General features: G+C 45.4%; 24 protein-coding genes and 3 pseudogenes. 6 read left to right on the forward strand and 21 right to left on the reverse strand.

Annotated features, from left to right (window positions below):
* Window positions 1-4 precede the first annotated feature (4 nt).
* The 4 genes from H8S63_RS07370 to dapF form a co-directional block, all read right to left on the reverse strand.
* Complete coding sequence (locus tag H8S63_RS07370) at window positions 5-361, reverse strand: P-II family nitrogen regulator (protein ID WP_004303701.1); 357 nt, start codon at window positions 359-361, stop codon at window positions 5-7.
* A 148-nt stretch (window positions 362-509) separates the two neighbouring features.
* Complete coding sequence (locus H8S63_RS07375) at window positions 510-1271, reverse strand: hypothetical protein (RefSeq protein ID WP_118217875.1); 762 nt, start codon at window positions 1269-1271, stop codon at window positions 510-512.
* Window positions 1272-1457: 186 nt separating this feature from the next.
* Window positions 1458-2690, reverse strand: a complete 1233-nt coding sequence (locus H8S63_RS07380) for an LL-diaminopimelate aminotransferase (RefSeq protein WP_004315728.1) — start codon at window positions 2688-2690, stop codon at window positions 1458-1460.
* Window positions 2691-2726: 36 nt separating this feature from the next.
* Window positions 2727-3542, reverse strand: a complete 816-nt coding sequence (gene dapF, locus H8S63_RS07385) for a diaminopimelate epimerase (protein ID WP_055234772.1) — start codon at window positions 3540-3542, stop codon at window positions 2727-2729.
* Window positions 3543-3956: 414 nt separating this feature from the next.
* Between dapF and H8S63_RS07390 the strand changes: the two genes are divergently transcribed.
* From H8S63_RS07390 to H8S63_RS07415, 6 genes are all read left to right on the forward strand, one after another.
* On the forward strand, window positions 3957-4253 hold the full coding sequence (locus H8S63_RS07390) for a thioredoxin family protein (protein ID WP_120069386.1): 297 nt from the start codon (window positions 3957-3959) through the stop codon (window positions 4251-4253).
* Window positions 4254-4829: 576 nt separating this feature from the next.
* Window positions 4830-5150: a helix-turn-helix domain-containing protein gene (locus H8S63_RS07395; RefSeq protein WP_004308054.1), complete on the forward strand. Its 321-nt coding sequence runs from the start codon at window positions 4830-4832 to the stop codon at window positions 5148-5150.
* A 12-nt stretch (window positions 5151-5162) separates the two neighbouring features.
* A complete protein-coding gene (locus H8S63_RS07400; protein WP_004313787.1) occupies window positions 5163-5510 on the forward strand; it encodes a hypothetical protein in 348 nt (115 codons plus the stop codon).
* A 99-nt stretch (window positions 5511-5609) separates the two neighbouring features.
* Window positions 5610-6362, forward strand: a complete 753-nt coding sequence (locus H8S63_RS07405; RefSeq protein ID WP_008776848.1) for a DNA cytosine methyltransferase — start codon at window positions 5610-5612, stop codon at window positions 6360-6362.
* A complete protein-coding gene (locus H8S63_RS20305) occupies window positions 6250-6675 on the forward strand; it encodes a hypothetical protein (protein WP_132061476.1) in 426 nt (141 codons plus the stop codon). Before H8S63_RS07405 ends, H8S63_RS20305 begins: the two co-directional genes overlap by 113 nt.
* Window positions 6676-6723: 48 nt before the next feature.
* The gene (locus H8S63_RS07415) at window positions 6724-7497 is read left to right on the forward strand and encodes a phage antirepressor KilAC domain-containing protein (protein WP_004308051.1); all 774 of its coding nucleotides are present in this window, start codon (window positions 6724-6726) and stop codon (window positions 7495-7497) included.
* Between the two features lie 78 nt (window positions 7498-7575).
* Here H8S63_RS07415 and H8S63_RS07420 read toward each other — a convergent pair whose 3' ends face one another.
* From H8S63_RS07420 to H8S63_RS07510, 17 genes and pseudogenes are all read right to left on the reverse strand, one after another.
* Window positions 7576-8061 carry a hypothetical protein gene (locus H8S63_RS07420; protein ID WP_004318733.1) on the reverse strand — a complete coding sequence of 162 codons (486 nt, stop codon included), beginning with the start codon at window positions 8059-8061 and terminating at the stop codon, window positions 7576-7578.
* A gap of 11 nt (window positions 8062-8072) precedes the next feature.
* The gene (locus H8S63_RS07425; RefSeq protein ID WP_004308050.1) at window positions 8073-8537 is read right to left on the reverse strand and encodes a TraQ conjugal transfer family protein; all 465 of its coding nucleotides are present in this window, start codon (window positions 8535-8537) and stop codon (window positions 8073-8075) included.
* Window positions 8538-8588: 51 nt separating this feature from the next.
* The gene (locus H8S63_RS07430; RefSeq protein WP_004308049.1) at window positions 8589-9077 is read right to left on the reverse strand and encodes a hypothetical protein; all 489 of its coding nucleotides are present in this window, start codon (window positions 9075-9077) and stop codon (window positions 8589-8591) included.
* 10 nt (window positions 9078-9087) lie between these two features.
* Window positions 9088-9672 carry a conjugal transfer protein TraO gene (locus H8S63_RS07435; RefSeq protein ID WP_004308048.1) on the reverse strand — a complete coding sequence of 195 codons (585 nt, stop codon included), beginning with the start codon at window positions 9670-9672 and terminating at the stop codon, window positions 9088-9090.
* Window positions 9673-9674: 2 nt separating this feature from the next.
* A complete protein-coding gene (gene traN, locus H8S63_RS07440) occupies window positions 9675-10574 on the reverse strand; it encodes a conjugative transposon protein TraN (RefSeq protein ID WP_004308047.1) in 900 nt (299 codons plus the stop codon).
* 33 nt (window positions 10575-10607) lie between these two features.
* Window positions 10608-11726, reverse strand: coding sequence for a conjugative transposon protein TraM (gene traM, locus H8S63_RS07445; RefSeq protein WP_143722897.1), 1119 nt, complete (start codon window positions 11724-11726; stop codon window positions 10608-10610).
* Window positions 11727-11915 carry a hypothetical protein gene (locus tag H8S63_RS07450; RefSeq protein ID WP_004308045.1) on the reverse strand — a complete coding sequence of 63 codons (189 nt, stop codon included), beginning with the start codon at window positions 11913-11915 and terminating at the stop codon, window positions 11727-11729.
* A complete protein-coding gene (locus tag H8S63_RS07455; RefSeq protein ID WP_004318726.1) occupies window positions 11915-12175 on the reverse strand; it encodes a hypothetical protein in 261 nt (86 codons plus the stop codon). Before H8S63_RS07455 ends, H8S63_RS07450 begins: the two co-directional genes overlap by 1 nt.
* Window positions 12176-12187: 12 nt before the next feature.
* Window positions 12188-12811, reverse strand: a pseudogene (gene traK / locus H8S63_RS07460) (conjugative transposon protein TraK).
* 21 nt (window positions 12812-12832) lie between these two features.
* Window positions 12833-13852 carry a conjugative transposon protein TraJ gene (gene traJ, locus H8S63_RS07465; RefSeq protein ID WP_004308042.1) on the reverse strand — a complete coding sequence of 340 codons (1020 nt, stop codon included), beginning with the start codon at window positions 13850-13852 and terminating at the stop codon, window positions 12833-12835.
* Between the two features lie 24 nt (window positions 13853-13876).
* Window positions 13877-14509 carry a DUF4141 domain-containing protein gene (locus H8S63_RS07470; protein WP_004318720.1) on the reverse strand — a complete coding sequence of 211 codons (633 nt, stop codon included), beginning with the start codon at window positions 14507-14509 and terminating at the stop codon, window positions 13877-13879.
* A 20-nt stretch (window positions 14510-14529) separates the two neighbouring features.
* Window positions 14530-14964: pseudogene (locus H8S63_RS19845) on the reverse strand (conjugal transfer protein TraG); the annotation flags it as partial.
* Window positions 14965-15065: 101 nt separating this feature from the next.
* Entirely contained in the window at window positions 15066-16877 is a 1812-nt protein-coding gene (locus tag H8S63_RS07485; RefSeq protein WP_004318718.1) for a reverse transcriptase/maturase family protein, read from the reverse strand.
* A gap of 558 nt (window positions 16878-17435) precedes the next feature.
* Window positions 17436-19520 (reverse strand): annotated as a pseudogene (locus H8S63_RS07490) (TraG family conjugative transposon ATPase); the annotation flags it as partial.
* Window positions 19483-19833 carry a DUF4133 domain-containing protein gene (locus H8S63_RS07500; protein ID WP_004309896.1) on the reverse strand — a complete coding sequence of 117 codons (351 nt, stop codon included), beginning with the start codon at window positions 19831-19833 and terminating at the stop codon, window positions 19483-19485. The pseudogene H8S63_RS07490 and the gene H8S63_RS07500, both read right to left, overlap by 38 nt.
* An 11-nt stretch (window positions 19834-19844) precedes the next feature.
* Window positions 19845-20111: a DUF4134 domain-containing protein gene (locus H8S63_RS07505; RefSeq protein WP_029425492.1), complete on the reverse strand. Its 267-nt coding sequence runs from the start codon at window positions 20109-20111 to the stop codon at window positions 19845-19847.
* 451 nt (window positions 20112-20562) lie between these two features.
* Complete coding sequence (locus H8S63_RS07510) at window positions 20563-21315, reverse strand: hypothetical protein (protein WP_004309898.1); 753 nt, start codon at window positions 21313-21315, stop codon at window positions 20563-20565.

Consider the following 21315-nt stretch of genomic DNA (forward strand, 5'->3'; position numbering starts at 1 on the left):
TTATTTAACGTTCTTGTTCTGCATTGTAGAGGGCTATGTCACCACGTTCGGCAGTGCGTATGCGGATAGCGTCTTCGATAGGAATGACGAAAATACGTCCGTCACCGATTTCTCCGGTCTGTGCAGCTTTGATGATAGCCTGTACTGTTTTCTCGGTATTCTTGTCGCGCACGACAATAGAGATCAAAATTCGTTCAATGGTGCTGGTGTCATAAACTACGCCACGGTAGATACGTCCTTGCCGTGCTTTTCCAATGCCTCTTACATCGTAATAAGAGAACCATTCGATGTCCGCTTCGAGTAGGGCGTCTTTTACGTCCTCGAATTTGGTTTTACGGATGATAGCTTCAATCTTTTTCATATACCTTAAATATTAGTGTGTCCTGTAAAAGAAAGAGGTATAGGGTAGCGGCAGCCATAGCAGGTTACCATACAACAAACCGATAAAATCTAAACTCTAACTACCTTTTCTAATCCCTATACGCTCTTTGTATTGTAAATTCTCTCTCTTAAAAACTTAGTCCGAAAGCAAAGTAGGCTCCTTCAGTGCGTGGGTTCACTGTTACTTTGGCAAATGTCGGTACGGAGAAGGAATCTGTGATTTTAATCTCCTTGGATGCTCCGAGACTGATGTCTGTTACGCAGAATCCACTGGTATAGCCATTATAAAAAGTTGTTTCCCAGGGAACCATACCTAAATCTACTGTCCAGTCGAGACCTCCCAATTTGAAAGGTGCGCTAAGTGCGAGGTAAGAAGAATAAGCTCTTTTGCCGTTTTCTTTCACACCATCGGCACCTGCAAAGTTTGTGTACCAGTTGACGGCTAGCGGACCGAAATCATATCCCACTTGTGCTTCAAATACATGTGCTGTAGAATAGGCCCCATATTGGAAATACTTATTGGTTGTATAAATCTCCTTTCCGTATTCATCTACATCCCCTGTATATGTTTTATCAAACCAATAATCCGTTATTGAAACACTAAATCCACCAATTGAATAACCGAGAGTTAAATCAAACTCTTTTGCATCTTTGGATTCAATTCCCACTGATCCCCATGCTCCGAGTGATAAACCTTTGTAAGAGATTCCCAGTGAAGGCTGGACGCTAACTCCGCCTAAATTCTGACCGCGCCAGATGTAACCACTTACCAAATCTGCCCCAACGGAAGCTTCTACCTTATCTTGTGCCATCATTGTAGACGGGACAAGTCCTGACAGTAATAATGCTACTGTTATTACCCCCAATTTGTTGTTAATCGTCGTTTTCATCGTCTTTTTACCTTTAAAAGTTAGAAAAATGTGGATGTACGGTCCATTTGTTATATAGTAGCGCGCAAAATACTATCGTTTTTTATAGATAACTGATTATGGATAACTGATACTGCAGGAATGATGATGTCCGTTTAATGGGGGCATGTTGAACTTTCTATTTCCCGCTATCCATTATTCATTCAATCAGAGCCAGTTTTTTATTCTTCTCATCGCTTCGATACAGTCGTTGCGTTCGCCGAACGCAGTTAAACGGATATACCCTTCACCGCTTGGCCCGAAACCTACACCGGGAGTACCGACCACATTGGCTTCATACAACATCTGTTCGAAGAACCGCCATGAAGAAAGTCCGTTCGGAGTTTTCACCCACAAGTAGGGAGCGTTGACGCCGCCGTATACTTTCAGTCCTGTGGCTTCCAATCCTTCCTTCATGATTTTTGCGTTGGTCATATAATAGTCGATTGTTTTCTTAATCTGTGCCTTGCCTTCTGCACTGTAAACGGCTTCTGCTGCCCGTTGGGTAATATAAGAAGTGCCGTTAAACTTAGTACACTGGCGACGGTTCCACAATCTGTTGAGTGGTATGCGATCACCTTCCAGGGTGGCGGCAGTGAGCTCTTTTGGAACCACGGTATATCCGCAGCGTACTCCTGTAAATCCTGCCGTTTTTGAAAAACTACGGAATTCAATCGCGCACTTTTTAGCTCCCTTAATCTCATAGATAGAGTGGGGGACATTCTCGTCCTGGATATATGCCTCGTAAGCGGCATCGAACAGAATCAGTGTATCGTTTGCCAAGGCATAATCCACCCACTTTTTCAGTTCCGGTTTGGTTAAGGTGGTCCCTGTCGGGTTGTTCGGATAACAGAGATAAACGATGTCTATCCGTTTGTCCGGAATTTCCGGGATAAAGTTGTTCTCACTTGTGCAAGGCATATAAGTAACGTTGCTCCATTTACCCGTTTCTTCTTCCAATACTCCGGCGCGTCCGCACATAACGTTACTGTCTATGTAAACCGGATAAATGGGATCTGTAACACCTACGCTATTGTCGTGGCGAAGAATATCACCTATATTTCCGGTATCGCTTTTAGCCCCGTCACTGACAAAAATCTCGGATGCCGAGAAATGAATCCCGCGTGGAGCGAAATCGTTCTTTATGATTGCTTCAATCAGAAAATCATATCCCTGTTCAGGACCATATCCGCGGAATGTATCTTTGCCGGCCAGTTCTTCTACCGCTTTATGCATTGCTTCTATACAGGCTGGAGGAAGTGGCTGCGTAACGTCGCCGATACCTAGCCGGATGATGTCCTGTTTGGGATGCGTTATCCTGAAAGTATTTACCTTTTTCGCTATATCCGAGAATAAATAACTTCCCGGTAATTTTAAAAAATGCTCGTTTACTAATGCCATCTTGTTATTGTTTTAAGTTTCTATTACTATTCATTCTCAACTCTCAACTTCTTCAACAATTTCCCCATCGAAAACCTTGGTTGTCGGTCCGGTCATTAATATATGTCCGGAGGTTTCATCCCATTCGATGGTAACTGTCCCTCCATCCATTATCACATCACTTTTTCTTCCTGCAAGTCCGTTGATGAAGGCGGCTACTGCTGTGGCGCAGGCACCTGTTCCGCAAGCTTGAGTAATTCCCGATCCTCTTTCCCACACTCTCATCCGTATGGTGGCTTTACCGACGATCTGTGCAAACTCTACATTCGTTCTGTCGGGAAAGAGGGGATGATTCTCCAGTTCAGGACCGATTTCCGGCAGATTAATTCGGGTAATGTCATCAATAAATGTGACAAGATGAGGATTACCCATTGATACTTTAGTAGATTGGAAAGGATATTTCTTTCCCCAATCAATCTCTCCTGTTTCTTGTGGACTGCCCATATCTACGGTGACTGTATTGACTGTTTTTCCCTCTACCTGCAATTTCAGAATTTTAATTCCCGATAGTGTATCCAAAGTTATTTCTGTTTTATCAGTCAATCCGTATTCATATACATATTTGCCTACGCAGCGGCTACCATTGCCACACATCATTGCTTCCGAACCGTCGGCATTGAAAATACGCATACTGAAATCCGCTTTATCAGAGACACCAATCAATATTAGTCCATCGCTTCCGATTCCTGTATGAAACTTGCTCCATTCGATCGCTTTCTTTTCAGGGTCTGCTATCGGATATCTGGTCGTATCTACATATATGTAGTCATTTCCTGCTCCATGCATTTTAGTGAACTTAATTCTTGTTGTCATTTTGATTGGTATTTATTGGTTGTTGTATCCTTTTGTTTTATTACAATGCAAAGATATGACTTTTTGCTTTATATTTTATTGAAAAGTATGTCTAATCTCTATTAATTTTCTGTGAACTTATAATTGCCTTTCATACGGCTATGTTTAGTTATAATTTGGAATTATATATATTCATATATTAATAAACTGTTATTTGAACGAATTGCTTTGTATATTCTTTCATAATATATGAAGAATATTTAGTCCTGATAATCCATAAAACCAGTTATAAAAACAAGAAATATATTCTTTTTCTTTTGACGATATGAAAGTGAAAATCCTTATTTCTCTATCATATTGTTCGCGGAGTGTTTTGAAGAACCTTTTTCTGTATTCATTGTTTTAGCACTATCATTAATATAAAAACGTAGCGATATGAATATAGAGAAACAATTAGAAACAGCAGTTAAAACCAACCATCTGGTGTTGGTGGTGTTCTATGCCGATTGGTCCCCTCATTATGAGTGGATAGGGCCTGTGCTTCGAACTTACGAAAAGAGAACTGTGGAATTGATTAGAGTGAATGCAGAAGAGAATAGAGCAATTGCTGATGCTCATAATGTAGAAACAGTACCGGCTTTCCTTCTATTGCATAAGGGGCATGAACTTTGGAGGCAGGTAGGAGAGCTTACGGTAGAAGAATTAAAAGAGGTATTGGATGATTTTCAATGAATTGTCTGTAATCTTTTATTGGTATTCATAAAAAGGACTCCTTTCTTTTTTCGTTAAAAGATTGATATTTCTAAAGTGTTGGTATTAAGAGTATTATAGAAGAGCATTTTTTCATTTAAAAAAAGAGTGTAGTTCGTTTTAATCTTTTATAAATCAGCGATTAAAAGTGTTTTTATAAAGATGCAGGTAACGATATAGTAGTGGAAGTTCAGCTACACATTGCATTGCTCTGCATAATTTCAAATATCTCTGTAACACAAAGGTAAGCAATGTTTTTGATGCTTCCAAGTTAATCATAGCATATTTATAGAAGGGTTGACAATTAATTGTCAGCCCTTTTTTTATCCGATATCCTCTGTCATTCTATCAGTCTCTTTTTTAAGAAGGAGAATTGCGTGTATTCCCCTTTCTATCCTGATGAAGAAAAAATATTCTGAAAATTCACATTGATACCAAGTGAGTTACAAGGAAAATGTGGGGCTGGCGGTTACCGTCAGCCCTATTTTTTCATGCCTAATTTTGAAAACTTTGCAACCGAAGAAAGAAAAATAACCCATTAGAACAAAGGAATATTGTATGGAAGAGAACAGAAATGATATTGAGATACTCAAAGCAATGATAAAGGACAACTTTGAGGAACAACGAAAACTGATTGCCAAGCTGGAAACGGCTCTGGAAGCAGTAACCAGTTTCAACGGTAAGCAAATGCTGGACAGCCGGGATATGCGCCTGATGCTGAAAGTATGCGACCGGACACTGATCCGCTGGCGTAATTCCGGGAAACTCCCATTTTTCAAACTCAGCGGCAAGATTTACTTCTGGGCTTCTGACGTATATAAATTCCTGAGAGAAGAATGTCTAAACGAAGATTTCATATCCGATTCTATTAACTCATAAATAAAAATTCACATGGAAAATCAAAGTAAAGTAATCGTCATAGAACGAAACAAATTCGCAGCACTCGTCAAATCACACCGCAAATGCCTCCAGATGCTGAACATCCTGACTTACATCTACACAGTTAAGGAAGTAAGCCTTACCCTGACCTTGCAGGAAATCTGTGAAGTCCTGCACATGACTCCCGAAGAAGTGGAGATACAGCGACAGAAAGGATATATCCGCTTCACGACACAGAAAGGGATGACCGTCTATGAAATCACGGACCTGCTCCGATTGGAAAATATGCTGGAGATGGGGAGCATCTATCGTAAGATCGACAAAAAAGTAATGAACCTCGAACCTCTAAATAATGAATAAACAATGAAAGAAGAAGAGCAAGACAAGAAACAGCGGAAGCGTCTGGTACACGCTTCCCTGTTTAGTGGATTCGGCGCCCCAGACCTGGCTGCCGAATGAATGGGATGGCAGAATGCCTTCCATTGCGAGATAGACGATTTTTGTAATACCATTCTAAATTACTGGTTTAAAGATGCGAAAAGTTATACAGATGTCACAACGACAGATTTCAGGGAATGGAGAGGAAAAATCAATGTCCTTACAGGAGGTTTTCCTTGTCAACCATTCTCCGTCGCAGGCCAAAGAAAGGGAGCGGATGATAACCGCTATCTCTGGCCTCACATGCTCAGGGCCATACATGAGATCAGGCCCGATTGGGTCATTGGTGAGAACGTTGCTGGCATCCTCACGATGGTACAGCCCGGTCAGGAGACTGAAGTGGGAAGTCAATCCACTCTATTCGGAGAGAGTGAGCCTGTATTTAAAAGACGACAGCAATATGTTGTTGAAACCATTTGCCGTGATCTTGAACGCGAAGGATATTCCGTCCAGCCGGTACTTATACCGGCTTGTTCCGTCGGTGCACCTCACAGACGGGATAGAGTTTGGTTTATTGCCCACCGTGACGGCACAGGACTACAAGCGCAGGGGGCCGGGCAGCAGGCAGCAGGGACTACCGGAGATAATCCATGGAATGCTTCTGCCAACGCCAGTGGCAACAGAGATACACCATGCCGAAAGAGTCAGGAAATGGAAATCGATGAATTTATCCTCACCCCATGCCCAGATAGCCGGAGAGAAGAATCCCAACGGCCTGACGGATTTTCTGGACTTTTACGGGATACTACCGGAACCGATACCGGACAATACTGAGCTGGAAAACACGGACGGGAACAATCTGGAAGAATCGATCCTACAATGGCTGGCAGAAGGACAAGTGATGCCGACACCGACAGCGCGGGATTGGAAAGGCGCACCTTCACTGGAGAACCTGAAGAAACGGGGAAAGATACCACAGAAGAACAGCCTTCCGGATTTCTTCGCCCGGACTGGAAAGAGTTTCCAACTCAATCCCCTGTTTGTAGCCGAGATGATGGGCTTTCCACCCGATTGGACGGTATCTCCTTTTCTCGGTGAAGACAGGCATCCATTAAAGGATACGGGAACGCTATCGTCCCCCAGGTAGTCTACGAGATATTTAAAGCAATAGAAGAAACCTATAAATTAAACAGTCATGAATAAAGTATCGATATTTGAACATCCCGAGTTCGGACGCATCCGGACACTGGAAATTGACGGGAAAATATGGTTCTGCGCCTCGGATGTTGCCGCCGCACTTGGCTACTCCAATCCGAGAGATGCCGTCGTAAGACATTGTAAACCAATGGGTGTCGTGGTTTACGACACCCCTACACGCAGTGCCGTCCAGAAAATCAAGTACATCAGCGAAGGAAACGTATACCGGCTGATTGCCGGTAGCAAGCTGCCTTCCGCTGAGAAATTCGAAAGCTGGATATTTGATGAACTGGTTCCCGAAACACTAAAGAACGGTGGCTATCTTCTTAAGAAGAATGGCGAAACGGATAATGAACTGCTTGCGCGTGCCATATTGCTCGCACAGAACCGTATAAAAGAGCGAGACAGCCGTATTTCAGCATTGGAGAAGGAGAACAACTATGCTATCCTGAAACTCAAGCTACAGGCCCCAAAAGTTCAGTATTACGACAAAGTCCTGCAATCCCAAAGCACCTACACGACCACACAGATAGCGAAAGAATTGGGAATGACTGCCGGAATGTTGAACAAGCGGCTCCGATGGGCAGGCATCCAGTTCCGTCAATCCGGTCAGTGGCTGCTCAAAGCTCCTTACCAGAATCAAGGCTATACAGCAACCCGGACCCATGTATGGGAAAGCCGCACAGGAGAAACAGGCACGGCCATGTTGACGGTCTGGACGGAAAAGGGCCGGTTATTCATACATTATCTTTTTGAGGCTTATCTGGTATAGCCGGAATATAAGACCGGGATAAATAAAAAAGCTACTGAAACAAAAATTCAGTAGCTTTTTTATTGCTTTCAATTGATACTATCTCAACCGTGGTCCCGTTTTCTTCTTTTCTTTCACAGGCACAATTTCTTGTCGGGGTGCTTCTTGCGGCCTTATTCTTTCACTTACAGTCTCACTCTGAAGAAGCCTGTTTAAATACCGGAGGTCCTTCAGTAACTCCTGTTTGCATTCCATCTCCAGGGAATGGGCCATATTCGACATCGGGTTGGTACTTTTCTTGACAAGCGGACCGTTCAGGAGATCTTCTTCTATATACAGGGTACAACGCTTCAAATAGCCTTCAATGTCCTTCGGCGTTTCAGCGGTATCAATCGCCTCCTGAATGGCCTTATAATTCTTATCCATATAACAGGCCTTATACAAGTCATCGGCATGCCAGTCAAAGAAATGAAGATAGTTTTTTCCCAGTTGCTGGTTATACTCTTTTATATCGCTTTCCACAACCCCTTTCTTCTTGTCAAGATATTGCTGCAATTGTTCGATCCTTAAATCACTTTTATCCATTGTTGTCCGATTTATAGTTCCATGTCCGTTTCAGTTTCGCTCTGAAAGGATATATCCAGTTCTCTTTCCTGATGGAAATTATCCGCTATCACGAATTTAATTTCCGCATTCTTGCTGCTTCGGTTATGATAGAAGAGCGTGAATACCTGGCGGCAGGGATCGCTGTCATCCAACTCCGCTATCGAATCCAACGGTTGCATCTCCCGGTTCACCAGATAGACCTTCTTCTTGTCGTACACCTCGCCGCTACCCTCCATCTGTATATAACCGATTTGATAGCCGGCTTCCTCATAGTTTCCGCTACGATTGAGTGTCAGACGAATCTCCACGGTCTCATCCGGGGAAATGGTCTTCTGGAGATACCAGGACGTTAGCGAGAAATCATAAGCCTGCTGTACTTCCAATTTATCATCACAGCCACCCAGCAGGCAAAGCAATGTGAGCATGATACCACTTATTATTAATTTCATCTTCATGATTTTACGTATTACTAAATGAATAATTTACTTGATTGAGTCCGTTGTCGGCTAACGCCTGATGCCCGTTTTTATCTTTCTTTCAGGCGGCTCTTCTCTCTTCTTTTCTGTTTTATTAGCCGTCTGTTGCAAATTCTCTTCGGGAGGCGTTTGCGCAAGGATATTCGCGAATTCCCGGTAATCCCTAACTAACTGCTGCATACACTCCAACTTCAGGAAATGGGCAACATTCGTTGTCCGGCTGGAACTGTTACAATCCACCTGACCGTTCAACAGTTTGTTCTCACAGTAAGCAATGTTGTCCTCAACAATATTCCAAACCGTATCCATGCCCTTTGCCCCGTCCACCGCCTGCCGGAGTATCTTATAACACCCGGACATAAAATGAGACTTATACAGGCTCTCCGCATTCCATTCGAAAAAGTGTAGGAAATTCTCATTCATCTTCTTGCTTTGTTCACGTATGTTCCGGTCTTCCCGGTTTATTTTCATATCCAGCCAATGAAGCATCTCATCCACGTTCCAATTGCCTTGTTCCATACTGTTGCTGCTAATTGAAAATGTACTTGACACCGACAGCTGCCACCGTGTGGAAATTCCCCACGGATGATCCGAAGAATATCCTCTGGCGGACATTGAAAAGAAAAACCAGCCTGTCGGAAAGGAACGCCTCCATCTCGAAAGCCGGGGCAAAACCATAAATGAAGCATCCGTCATTCTTTAAAGTCGCCCCGTCATAGAGCAGCTTGCAGTTCCAGTTGGTCGTCTCATAACCCGCCAGAGCGGAAAGACCGGCAGAGAAGAACACGTTCTTACCACGGTCCGAGATGAACGGCACGAAATAACCTACCTCCCCGGTAAACTGCGCTTTGGGGATCGCAACATCCTTATAGGAATAGTGCTTTTTCACATAATCCGCCCCGAACAGCCAGCGGGAATGGTTCCGGTTATACCGACTCAGAGCCAGTCCGACCTGGAAATTACCATGCAGATGCTTCACATTTGAACCGAAGTCGTCTACACCGCCTAACGTAAGCTGGATACCTTTCTGCCCCGGCAGGTAACGCTGGGCAAAAGATTTGCCTGCCACAAAGGGCAGACAAATGCATAACAAAATAAATAAAACTCTTTTCATGATTACTCACCGATTAATTCATTCACAATACGCGCGTCCACCAGGTCACTGTTCTCAATATAGAACCGCTGGTGACGGCCTCCCCCTTTCTCGTAAATTTCCACTTCCAGCAACTTGTCGTCAGGAATGACAATTTTCGGAAAGGCATACACGATCCGTCCCGTGCTCTTTCCTTCGATGCGTGTCAGGGCATTGAGCGTGCGTACCGGTTCAATATAAGTTTCCTGCTGAGCCGTCCTTTTGGCTATCTTCTTATCCACTATCTTAAATCGCACGAAATCCACATCGAAAGGCACATTGGAATTGTTCGTCAGGGAAACATGGAAGAAGATCAGGTCCTTATGCACATAAATGCCCTTTAAAAGAGCCTGCATCCCGAACTGCCTGCATCCGATATGCTTCACGTCCCTACGGTCCAGCCGGTGGATGGTGTACATCACGCTGGCAATGACCGTCGGATCTTCCTCGCCCAGTTCCGTGACACGGATGGAGCTGCCTCCTTTCTTTTCTCCCTCGTCCGGGTTCATCCACTGGTCCATATTGATATTCAGTGTGGAAGGCTCTTCCTTATAAACGACATTGAAGGAAAAGAAAGAGCCGTCTCCTGTAATCACGGAGAAGTTCGTCTCTCCCGGAAACTCCTTCACCGCCGCTTTGACACGTACCACGTTCTCGACTCCGTCAGCCTTGCCTGCGATGATATTGTTACTGCCCAAATCCACGTAGCGCACTTCCGAAGGGAAGAGGATATGCACCGTCTTCCCAAAAGTGACCTCTATTTTATAAGGGATGATATGCTGGCCCGCCGTCAGAATCCTGACGGGATTTACCGGCCTTTCCTCCTGTGAAAAACCGGATACCGAGGCCAGAACAGCCATCAAGAATGCTATAACTATTTTCATTGTCTTGTCTTTTTTATTAAAGTGAATAATCCGTTATTGTCTCTTTGTGACCAGCAGCACCTTATATCCGGCTTTCAGTGTCACCTTGACCGCGCGAACCCGTCCGGCGATCAACCGCGTGCCGCCCTGCATGACTCCGCGCGTCAGGTCCATGACCACCTGCTGTCCGGCAGAACGTGCAAACGAAACGCTGTTTCCCATGCTCTCGCTGACCGTTCCAGCCGCATCCTTTGCCGCATTGCGGGTTTCCGATCCGGGAACGAAAATACCTTTCTGCCCGTCTATATCGTAAGTCGCCAACTGAACAGGAATGATATTCCCGGCATACTCGATGCTGCTGATCAGGATATCCAGACGCTCTCCCTGTATGACCGCCGCACCTGTTACCAGACTGTTCTCCGGAACGGTAATGTTGCCGGCTTGTAGAGGTTGCAGCAACCGGAGTTTTACCCTGCCTCCCTGTTCAATGATCTGGTTCTCCGAAATGCAGGCGGCGATGGTATTCGTCCCCATTTGGTAGCTGTTCCCGACAGCAGTATTAAAACCGTAATTCCTCTCGACAGTAAGCGAAGCGATATAGGCGGAATCCGTAACAGGTTGTGAAAGGCCGGAGGTCGTCTGATACTCCGCCCGCTGAACCGGAACAGTTTCCGTGGGTTCTTTTCCGACAGCTTTCTCCTGGACCGTATCCTTATCCGGGTTCAGATACTTTGCCGCCATCTTGTAGGACCGCTCCATCAGTTCTTCTCGGGTAGCCGCCTTGTTCTTCTCCTTTTCCGCCTCTTCCAGCTTTTTGTTCAGTTCATCTACTTTTCTTTCCAAATCGCTGTTTGCCGTCTCTTTGGGAGTCTCATAGAAGTCATTCAACTGCCCGGAGATTTGCTCGTAGGTATTAACGGACTGTTGCAACCGGTCTCCGTCCTTTTCTTTTTCACCGGTATCGGATGCCCCCTTTCCTTCGTGCATTAATGTCCCGGCAAGCTGCTCCAACGACTTCATCCGGCTTTCTTCCTCCACTTCCGCCTGTTGCTTCTCATAGGCAGCGGTCTTCTTATCCACCAGTTTGGCAGTGGTAGGTTCGGGTACGTTCACATTGAATCCTGAATTTCCGGGGGCTTCCGTCTCGTTTTCCTTGCCGGAGGGGGCAAATATTCAGTACATGACTCCCAGGAAGACCAGCACAAAGGCCGGAATCACAATGAACTTCCTTCTTTTTTCCATCTCTTCCGGTGTGAGCACCTTCTTCTCTTTTTCAGGTTCTTCCTTCAAGGCTCTGCCGTTTTCCGGCTGTACCGCCGTTTCTTCTGCCGCTTCGGGCTTTTCCAAATCTTTATCTTCCATTACTCGTTGGTTTTAGGGTGATACATTATACTGTCTTTATCCGCCCGGTGGAGGGAGTCCACCGGATGGACAAACGGCAACTCCTTTTGTGTGCCGTGAGAGAGAAAACGCCCGAAAGCGCGTGCTACGGTGATACCACATAGAACGGTACTGGTAACCAGCATGCCCACAAGCACTCCCTTACGCTCTTTTTCGGACAGCTCCTCGCAAACGTTCTTCAGTTTTTCGCTGATCTCTGTCTTTATCTTCCTGCTTTTCATTACCTTAATATATTAGCGTTCAACGGTCCTTATATCCCTGTTTTCCAAAATCTCAAAGCGTTCCGCCATGAAGCCTTGCGGATTATTATCCGACCTGACCGTACTCTGCAGGAAGCAACGGGTGACCAGGGAACGCTCGGTGATATTGCTGTTTCGGATAATCATCTGCCGGGCAAAGGTGGTGATCCGGTACGGATAGTTATCGAAATCACACTGCATGCTGTCTACCAGGACAGTCTGGTTAATATTACCGCTGATCAGACGATTATAATAGCCTTTCTCGTTCCAATCCCGGTAATAACTATAAAGACTCTTGTCCGCCAGATACATGGCCCGGTTGATATTGGATTCGATAGCGGCCTTATCGGGAGCCAGCGTAAAGAACAGTTCATGCATGCGGCGCACATGCTCGCGGGCCTCCACCGGACGGTTCAATGCCGCATCTTGGGATAACGCCACTATGAGTGACTTGCCCTGATCCAATACATATACTTTCTCCCGTTGCTGGTTAGCAAAGAGGTAGGACTTTCAGATGGCATACGTAGTCAGTGAGGCACAAATACCCAGAAAGACCAACGTGAACAGGCGGATCTGCCTGAACGAGGATTCGATGTTTTTAAAACTTTTAAATTCCATAATTTTATGTTTTTTCAATTTCTACTTTTTCAATAATACGGCACCGACATTTCCCGTCGAAGCACCCGCCGCAGCACCGGCTACATTGGTCACCTTGGATGTCGTATTGTTGACATTCCGGTTATAGGCACTCATACCTCCCGCTTGGACAATCCAGTTCGAAACAGTGGGCACACAAAAATATCCGATAATGCCGATGACCATGAATATCAGATAGATGGCCGAGGAACCGTCCACGTCAATGACACTCATCGGATCGGCCATCAGGTTCATCTCTTCCTGCAGGATTAGCGTCTGTATCTTGGCAAGCATCGCCCCGAAGAGATCAGCCACCGGTAGCCAGAGATAGACACTGATATAGCGTGCCAGCCATTGGACAAGCGTGTTCTGCAGTCCGTCAAAAACACTCAGGGCAAAGGCTATCGGTCCCAAAATGCTTAGGACTATCAGGAAAAAGGTACGGATCGTGTCGATGACCAGCGAAGCGGACTGGAAGAGAATCTCCAGCAATTTGCGCATGACCATCTGGACAATACCTTGCAGGGAGAAGGCATACGAAACCTCATACATGGTCTGCAAGGCCGTATGCTCCTCCTCACTCCAGCCCATGTTATCCAGTTCCGCATCCAGCTCCTCATTGGAAGCAAAGACACGTCCGGTCATCATCGTCTTAGCCATCATGTCCGCACGGAGCTTGTCCTTCTCCTGCTGGTACTTCTGCAAGTCGAAGGTCTGGTCACGGAGCAGCATTCCGGTTCCCTGAACGATGGGGCTAAAGATACCGTTGAGAGTTCCCAGCACCATCACGTCAAAGAAAAGGATACACATGCCCAGGACAAAAGGCCGTAACATCGAAAAGACATCGATGGGCTCCGCACGGGAGAGCGACTGCCAGACACGGTAAGCGATATAGAACAAAGCTCCTAATGCAGCGAGTGCCATCGCCATGTCCATCATCGGGTGGCAGAGTTTGGTCATCGTATCATAGAGATTCCGAAGAATCTGGTGCATATTTTCAAATGAAATGGATAATAATACCATAATTGATTCTTTTAAAATTGTAGACTACCAATAACGCTCATCCTTGCCGTACAGGTCAAATACCTGTTGCTGCTCGTTCTTCTCCTTGGCACGCAGGTAGGATACATGCAGGTTCTTGCGGGTGTAGTAGTTGGCCAATTCCTTGTAATGTGTCATTTCCCTGTATACCCGGTTCACCAGGTCAATGCGTTCCTTGTCGTTCATGGACATGCCGGTGGGATTGATGATATTCTTCAGCTCGGTAATGCTGCGGCTGCTCTTCTTCATGATGGTGTTATAACCGGCAGCTATCGCATTCAGCTCCCGCTGGCTGAAATTCTTGTCGGTTAGCATCTTGCCGAAATTGTTCACGTAAATCTCGGAGATATCACCGAGCATCAGGACGGACTCCTTGACTTTCTCGCTACCGCTGATCAGGTCGTTCACTTTGCGCAGCTTGTCGTAATACTCACGCCCCTGCTCGAAAATCTTTGAGGTCTCCTTCCATGTGGAGAGGGCATTCTGCGCCGTTTCCGAGGTCTCCACTATTTCGTTGACACTGTTCACGATACCCTGGACGAGGTTGCCCGGATCGGACACCACCCACTGTGCCTGTACGCTTGCCGGTACTATAAAGGCCGACAGGACAAACAACATGCTTATAATTCTCTTTCTCATTGCTTCTTTATTTTAATCGTTTATTTTTTCTTTTTCTTCTCACTTGCCAACATTCGGATAGCCTGCTCCATATTGCCGCCCAGCTTCTCTGTCATTTGTGTGACTTCCAGTTTTTCGGTTTCTTCCGTGGTATAGGTGAGATACTCCTCGACAGAGGTTTCTGTGGCATAGACAGCGGACCGGACACCTCCCAAGCCTATTCAAACCTCCTTATACTTCCGTGCCGGATCGTTGGACTGATTGATAGACAATATCTGCCCTTTCTCTTTGTCGGTCAATCCGAGCAGGGACTGTACGGAGTCAAACTTGTTAATATACTTTCGCTGATCCAGCAGAATCTTACAATCGGCATTGTTGATAATGGTGTCTTTGATAATGGGACTTGATACAATATCGTCCAGTTCTTGAGTGACGACAACGGCCTCACCAAAATACTTTCTAACCGTTTTGTGTAGGCTAAGCACCCAGCGCCTTATCATATTTCTATGGTAGGTTTCCAAATGCTCGCCCCCGAACCGGACTTACACCTCTCAGCGTATCCGGCTCTCCACTAATTTCAGTCTATCTTTCCGTCATGTATCTTCTTGTGACAACTCCTGCACACGGCAATCGTCTTGCGTTTACGGGCAATCATGTGTCGTTCCCAGCTTTCCTTTCCCTGCAAGTTCTTTAGTTTCCTTACATGGTGCATAACAAGGTCGTCTGTCGCTCCACATAATTCACACTCACGGGCTTTCAGCCTTTCAACAAGGCTTGTCCGCCCCGCAGTATAAATTGTTCGTGGCATAATGTCACATTCCGATTTATAGGTGGGCTTCTTTCGTTTGAAGCCACCGTCGTAAAAGTATCTTTCCTTTACACCAGTTTTAGTCATGTGCGTTACGATAAACCTACCGTTCTTACGATATTTCTTGTTTACCTTACGTGTTCGGCACTTATATTTGCCTGCAAACGTTTTGTACATGCTGTATTCCATGATGTACTTGAAATTATTCAAGGCATGGGCGCAGTTGTTGGCTATGGAGTAGTAATTATAGAACCCCACGATTTCCCGATTATAACTATCAAGGATTTCAAGGTCGTCATTGAATATCAGTCCCGATTTACATTTCGGTTTCCATATTTCCTTTCCGTTACGGTTTGTCAGTTCCAATACTCCCCAATCGAAAAGTTTTTTACGGACTGTTTCCGTACTGACATTCAAGCAGACCCTTTTACCATAGGTTCTTCTCAATCTACCCCGTTTATCCCGTCTTTGGTCATTGGACTTTCTTACAGTGATTTCATATCCGAGAAACTTGGCCGGTCTTTCCGTGTGAGTGACAAGTGTCTTTTCATCGGACAGCTCCAATGCCAGTCTGTCAGCAAGGAAGTTTTTAATATCTTCTTTTATCTGTTGCGCATCCTGCTTGCTTCCGATAATTCCCACAAGAAAATCATCTGCATATCTTGCATATTTCATTCTTCTGTAATCGGCATCCATTTCTTCGCCGTTGGGATATTTAGCCCGTCCTTGTTCTATTGCTTTCAGTTCAAGGATTAGCTTTGTCCTTTGCCTTTCGTCTTTTACGAACTTCAATCTTCGCACAATACGTTTTCTTGCATTGCCAAAGTCCATACTTTCTCTACTGAATTTTCGTTTCTTCCCTTTGTCGAATTTGGCTGTGTATTCCTTTATATACTTATCCAGCTTGTCAAGGTATATATTAGCCAATATCGGGCTGATGATACCCCCTTGCGGTGTGCCACTGTAAGTATTGTGGAATTGCCAGTCTTCGATATATCCCGCTTTCATAAACTTGCGTATCAATCGGATGAAGCGTTCATCCGCAATACGCTCCAAGAGAATGTTTATCAATACATCATGGTTTATATTATCAAAGAAGCCTTTTATGTCTCCCTCCACAAACCATTTTGCACCATTAAACTCCTTTTGGATATGAGTTAATGCAGTATGGCAGCTTCGATTGGGACGGAAACCATGCGAGGTGTATTCAAAATTTCCCTCGTATATGGCTTCCAGTACCATTCTTACTACTTCTTGTATCAACTTGTCATTGAAAGTCGGCACGCCAAGAGGTCTTTTCTTACCGTTTTTCTTCGGTATGTACACCCTCTTTGACGGTTGGGGCTGGTACGTTTCATCTTTTAACGTATCAATCAACTTTTCAATTCGTTTCAGGCTCATGTTGTCAATGGTCTGACCGTCTGAACCTTTAGTCATGTTACCCTCTTTAGCGTAGATACGCTGATAGGCAACGTAGAACATTTCCTCATTGAACAAAATTCTGTAAAGACGTTCAAACTTATAGCTTGCATCCTTACTGTGTTCTGATAGACTGTTTAATACTCTTTCTGGACTTCTCATAATGTCTCTCACATTTTCCGTTAATTGTATTAATAATTAGCTGCTTCCCTTCGCCATGTACAAGGCGTTACCTTGCTCAAACTACTATGGAAGCTCCGTTACCACTCCGAATTTTCATAGGTCGAACCTAATAGCCTTTCGGCACTTCGGGATAGGTAATCCCCGTTTATTACATCGTAACTGTTGGCATGATAGATTGTCGGATACGACTTCCGTCCTTTACTCGCTTACTGCGGTTGTGTCGTGATAAGTTCTTGCTACCTTCATTCCTATACACTGAAGTAGTATCACGATATGGCGATTGATAGTTACCTTACGCCATAGCCTCAAGGGGGACCATTCGGACTATCGTTCAATCAATTCGGACTTTATCCTCATATCTATCTTTTCATCTCGCCATTCAGTCGCAGTTTGGTAACTAACTGACTTATGACTTTTCCGACATGCTACACTCCCTGCTCGGTTAAGTTTTCCCGAAACAGATAAGTCGGCTGATGATAGGTCATTTTCAAAGAACACTTTCCTAATCTCTTGCCAAAGAGATATTTACGATGCAACCTTTACGGGCGCACATAAAAACTTTATATAGTCAGCCATGCCTTCACGTGCGATTGCCTTCCAAGCCTCCTCTACAACTATCATCTTTCGCACCCCATGCAAACGTCTCATTTTGTTTATGAAAGCCTCCATAATGATGACAGTGACTACCGGAAAAAGAATTTTATGCTCCTTAATTTCGTCAATTTCAAATACCACAAAACGCTTGTTCAAGAGGTCGAGCTGCTCGTCGGAGTTCAGCAGATAATCGTACTCTCCACCACGATAATAAGGAGCCAATACATTCAGAAAGTTAGTGAGATCGAAATCCTTCTCGCGGTAATGCTTCTCCTCCAGTATTCCACGGAACTCTCCCTGTACGAACTCGTAGAAAGTATTAAAGGAAGGAACCAGCTCATTGTCCTCCTTTATCTTTTCAAGGAACAGGTTAACCGCCATTGAGAGTGCTACTTCCTCGGCACGGGTAATGACTTCCGTATCCCTTTTCCAGAGCGACATGATCAGCGTTTTAATGGACTCTTTCTTTTCCAGGTCAAAGACCTTGTCTTCGGTGAAAAATGGATTAAAAGCTATCGGATGTTTTTCACTATACGTATAATATATGCCATCCTCACCGTTTGTGCGCTGGTGAATCAGGTCACATAATCCCTTGTAACTGTTACCGATGTCGATCAATATAATGTGGGTATTCTGTTCCCAATACTGTCTCACAAGATGGTTCATAAAAAATGACTTGCCCGAACCGGAAGGCCCGATGACCAGCTTGTTACGGTTGGTTGTAATACCACGACGCATCGGTTCGTCCGAAATATCCAGATGCAGGGGCTTCCCGTTTGTCCGGTCTGCCATCTTGATACCGAATGGCGACAGGGAATCCGCATAGTTCGTCTCTTCCGTAAAGAAGCAGACTCCCTGTTCGACGAAAGTGAAAAAGGACTCCTCGGAAGGGAAATCGCCCTCGCCTCCCGGAATACCTGCCCAATACAAGGCAGGTGCGTCAATGGTATTATAACGGGGCTTGCATCCCATCAGGGCCAGAGCAGAACCGGTATCGTTCTTTATCACCTTGAGCTTCTCCCGGCTGTCCGACCATGCCATGACATTGCAATGGCAACGGATGGCGGTCAGCCCGAAGGAATGCGCCTCGTCCAGGTAGGCATCAATCCACTGCTTGTTAAGTTGGTTGGCTCGGCTGTATTTGGAAAGCGAGTGCATGTTGCGTGCCGTCTTCTCAAAGCGTTGCAGGATTTCTGCCGAATCATCGATGAACAGGAACTGGTTGTAAATATGGTTACAGGAGAGCATTAGCCCCACCGGAGCGGCAAAACTTAGACGGCAGTCGCTGCGGTCGGTGGAGTATTTCTCATACCGGGTATCCGTCTGGACGGAACCGGGAAGATCATCCACATCGGAAAGCGTATGTACGCAGAGGATATCATCCCCGATGCGCATCTCCGACGCGCTCATCTGTATATCCTTCAGTGTGGTCGTGTCCTGCTGCGAAAGAGAAAAATACTTTTCAATCAATCCGGCCTGCTGCGGTGTGCCGACTATCTCATCGGTGGTCAACCGCTCCAGACGGATAAAGGCCGAGTCATTCAGGATGCGCTCGAACTGGTCGACACTCTCCAAAAACAGGCTGACCGTTTCTTTGTCCCGGACTTCCTTCGGAATTATATTCCCCCGGCAGAGGATGGAGAAATTGCTCTGGCTGCGGCTGCGTTCCTTAGTCGTCTTGGTGATAAACAGGTAAGAGAAATGATTTAGGAAAGGCCGTTCATTAAAATGAAGTTCGAAAGAACGGTCCAAAAAACTCATCCCGTCTTTCTGCGTGTCGGCCTTGTAATTTTCTTTCAGAAACCAGTCCTGGCGGTGTACTATCGTATAATTCGGCAGTACCTTGACTGCCTTTGTTCATGTGCCGTGCATGGATGCATAATCTGCGGAAGTGACCGTGAACAGCTCCGGAAGAAAGACCTTGAAGCCGATGGTCACGTCCGCGTCTTTGGAGAGAATGCACCCTTCCTCCACGGACAGGATTGGAAACTTACTTTCCAGCGTTGCGGCTTTTAATATATTTCTCATGAATGCGTTTTTTAAATAAGGAAGATATACGTTTGCGATTGATGATATAGGACGGGTGGTACTTGACTGCGGCCAGCTTCATCAAGCCGTTGGGACCATACTTCTTGTTCAGGTGGAACACCCCGAAGATCAGAGAGAAAGCGGAGAGGACACCGAAACCGATACAGAACCACCGGTCAATACCTATCATATAGAAGATGACGAACAGCAGGAAAATGGCCAGCAAGCCCCCGACAAAAAAGTACAGGTATTGTGCCTGCAAGCCGTTGAATTCCACGTTGCGTCCGATTCCCTTGTTGATATTGTATTCCATAGCCTGCTATATTACAGGAAGAAGGAACGAAGGACTGTCGCCGCGACGATGAGGAAGACGCAGGCTCCAAACCAGCTCCCGGCGGTTTTACCGGTGTCGGGGTCGCCGCTACTGAACTTCGAATATACCTTAATGGCACCTATCAGCCCCACAATAGCCCCTGCCGCATATATCAACTTGGTGGCGGGGTCAAAATAACCGGTAAGCATGGATGTGGCCTTTGTTATACCGGCACTTCCGTCCCCTTCGGCATAGGCACTCAGGGTGGAAACAGCTATTCATGCGATAAGAGCAACCGTCTTTTTAAAATGTCTTTTCATATACAATCTAATTTTTTAATGTGAATAAAAACCTTGTTTCAAACAAACCGCAGGAAGTTTCCTGCCTGCGGATTTGTCCTTGCAACCACGATGTCTTTTTAGGATCAACCTGAGTCATAGTAACCAATCATAGATACCTCCGTTTTTAAGGGGTTAATCACTCTTTTAATGTTCGCTCCGGTAAAGGGTAAGGATCAACCGGAATCATAGAAGCCTCTCATATATCTATATCTTCCTTTTAACAGGTTATACACTACGTTTCAAGAACCCGTCCTGCCCGGATCAACCGGAGTCAAAGAAATCTATCATGCTTTTTCGTCTTTTTAGGTTATACATTCTGTTTTAAAACTCGCTGCACCCGGATCAACCGGAATCATAATACTGTCTCATATTCCTTACTTGTTCTATTTTATTGGGGCACATGCTCCGTAATATCAAATTCCCGGAGAATGTCGTCCCTATTCTTTCCAGTCAATAAATGGGGTTCACCCCGGTCTACATACAAACGCATATAGCGTTTCAGTTTATCGCTGCTTCCCAAGACGCTCGCCTGCAGTACCCTTTCCATGTTCGTGCCTTCCAGCTTTTGGAAAGTCTGCCGGGCCTGTTCCTGTTCCGCTTCCGTAAGTTCGTCCGATGCCATTGCTTTCTCAATCATATCCATATCGTCAAAGGTGACACCGGTTGCCCGGTGGGGATTGCTCCGCTGTACGTATCCCGTAATCTCGTAGCGTTCGGGAATCTCCTCTTTTTCTTCACCGGAAGAAGGAGAGGGCTCCTGCATATAATCAATTTCAGGATAATTCAGTTTTTGAAAAAGAGCCGGAACTTCCGGGAATTTCGTATTCTTATCAAGGGGTTCGTGTACTCGGAGAACCGGCTCTGTTTTCTTTTCGGGAGTAAAGGTATCACTCTTTTCTATGCCTGATTCAGGCTGTCCGCTATTGTCATCTATTGTCAGTGAATGTCGCATTTGGTATCGGCTTTTGCCTATTATTCCCGCCTGAGACGGAGCAATTGCCGGATGGATGGCGGCAGGTGCAGTCCGACGTTCCTTCTTGTCCTTTCTGCCTCTCCATGTGAAAATGCTGCCTGTATGCACATACTTTTCAATGCTCAGGTAAGAGGCATAGATGAACAGGATAATAAAAAGGTATTCCAT

The organism is Bacteroides sp. NSJ-39, from assembly GCF_014287315.1.
GTDB lineage: Bacteria > Bacteroidota > Bacteroidia > Bacteroidales > Bacteroidaceae > Bacteroides > Bacteroides finegoldii.